Raw genomic sequence first — 2,175 nt, 5'->3', positions numbered from 1 at the left:
CTCTGGTCAGGCGTCGAGCGCCTCCCCCACCTCCTCCCGCAGGAGACTGACGTACTCCTCCGCCCACGTCTCGACCGTCCACCGGTCCCACAGGTCGGCCGAGTACTCCACGACGCCCTCCAGGACGTCGCGGGTCGGCGTCAGCACGACGATGAGCTCCGTGCGGGCGGCGTCCGCGGCGATGTCCTGCACGGACGTGGTCAGTCCCGGCAGGTCGACGTCGGTCTCCAGGGAACTCTGGTAGGCGAAGCCCACCGGAAGGCCGCTGGGTATCTCGACCCCCGTGCGTTCCCGCATCGCGGGGGCGACCCTGCGGGGCGGCATCGCGTGGTCCATGCCCAGCAGAGCGGTGCGGGCGACCCGGTCCGTCAGCGATGCGAAGTCCCCGTCCGCGGCGTCGCGGACACGCAGTGCGAACCCGGTGGCCAGACAGGCCACCAGTGCTTCGAACGCGCGGCGCTCCCGGTTGGCGTAGGAGATGTTCATCAGCACGTCGGACTGCCCGGACTTGCGTGCCAGCAGCCGCCCGAGGGCTGCTGCCGTCACCACGAACGGGGTGGTGGCGTGCTGCTTCGCCAGTTGCTCCACCGCGGCCCGGACGTTTGCCGGCACGGTGAAGGCGACGGTGCCGCCCCTCCCGCTCAGTGTCCCGGTGCGCGGCCGGTCCGTCGGCAGGCCGGAGGTGAACGGCGCCCCGTCGAGTTCGCGGAGCCAGTAGTCGGTCTTGCGGGCGACCTCCCTGCCGTCCTGCTCGATCTGCCAGTGGGCGTACTCCACCTGCTGCGGCGGGTCGGACGGCAGGTTGTGCCCGGCACCGGCGCGGGCGGCGCCGTACAGCGCGGCCAGTTCCCTCAGCAGGATGCTCACAGCCCACCCGTCGCAGACGCAGTGGTGCAGGACCAACAGCAGCGTCCACTCCTCCTCGTCGGTGCGCAGGAGGCGCAGCCGGAAGACGTCGCCCTCGAACGGGTACAGCGGGGTCTCGGTGGCAGCCGTGGCGGCCGAGCGGACGGCGTCCCGCCGTCCCGGCTCCGGTAGCCCGGTGAGGTCTTCGACGACCAGGTCCACCGGGCGGGGTTCCAGCACCTCCTGCCGCCAGGAGCCGGCGGCGTCCGCCCCGCCGTCGTCACCGTCGCGCACCAGCCTGGTCCGCAGCGACTCGTGGCGGTCCACCAGGGCGTTCAGCGCCGCGCCCAGGGCGTCGACGTCCAGCTTGCCTGAGAGGTCGATCCGCAGCGCCACGTTGAACACCTGGGGGCTCGCGTGGGCAGCGTGCAACTGGGCGAAGCGGGTCTGCTGCTCGGTGGCGGGGCCGCCGCGCACCGCCGCGCTGGGACCGGCGGCGCCGGAGAGCCGGTCGGTCATCGCCCGCAGTGTCGGCTCCTGGTAGAACCCCAGCATCGGGTACTCGGCGCCCAACTCCTCCCGGACCCGGTTGACCAGCCTCATAGCGGTGATCGAATGGCCGCCCAGGTCGAAGAAGGAGTCGTCCGGGCCGATGCGTCGCGGATCGATGCCGAACTCCTCGGCCCACAGCTCCCTCAGCCGCCGCCCCACGTCGGCCCGGTCGTTGTCCCCGGGCGCCGGGGCAGAGGGGGCGTTCCGAGCCGCGCCGTCGGTGCCGTCGGTGTGAGGTGCCGTCGGCACCGCGGTGACGAGGTCGGGGTCGGGCAGCCGGCTCCGGTCGAGCTTCCCGTTGGCGTTCAGCGGCAGGGCGTCGACGATCCGCCAGGCGCGCGGCACCAGGTAGTCCGGCAGTCGGGCGGCGAGTTCGCCGGTCAGCCGGGCGGCGAACGTGCGCCGTTCCTCCTCGCCGGGGCCCACCGGTGCGGACGGCTCGACGTAGGCGGCGAGGTACGCCTCCCCGTTCCCCCGGCGCAGCCCGGCCACAACCGCCCTGCGGACGCCGTCCAGGCCATCGAGCACCTGAGTGGTCTCCTCCGGCTCGACCCGGAAGCCGCGGATCTTCACCTGGTCGTCGCTGCGGCCCACGAACACCAGCGTGCCGTCCGCGGTCCACCGGACCAGGTCGCCCGTGCGGTAGAGACGCGTGCCGGGATCCTTGTCCGAGTCCGACACGAAGCATTCCCCAGTCGCCTCCGGGCGGCGCAGGTAGCCCAGCGCCACGCCCGGAGGCGACTGGGGAATGCTTCGTGTCGGACTCGGACAAGGATC

General features: G+C 72.8%; 1 protein-coding gene. It reads right to left on the bottom strand.

Annotation, left to right across the window (positions count from 1 at the left end; translation table 11 throughout):
* Nucleotides 1-6 precede the first annotated feature (6 nt).
* Complete coding sequence (locus C1I97_RS35735; protein WP_369008379.1) at nt 7-2,079, bottom strand: condensation domain-containing protein; 2,073 nt, start codon at nt 2,077-2,079, stop codon at nt 7-9.
* Between the last annotated feature and the right edge of the window lie 96 nt (nt 2,080-2,175).

The organism is Streptomyces sp. NTH33 (assembly GCF_003236365.1).
Taxonomy (GTDB): domain Bacteria; phylum Actinomycetota; class Actinomycetes; order Streptomycetales; family Streptomycetaceae; genus Streptomyces.
This window is presented reverse-complemented; position numbering and strand designations above follow the sequence as displayed.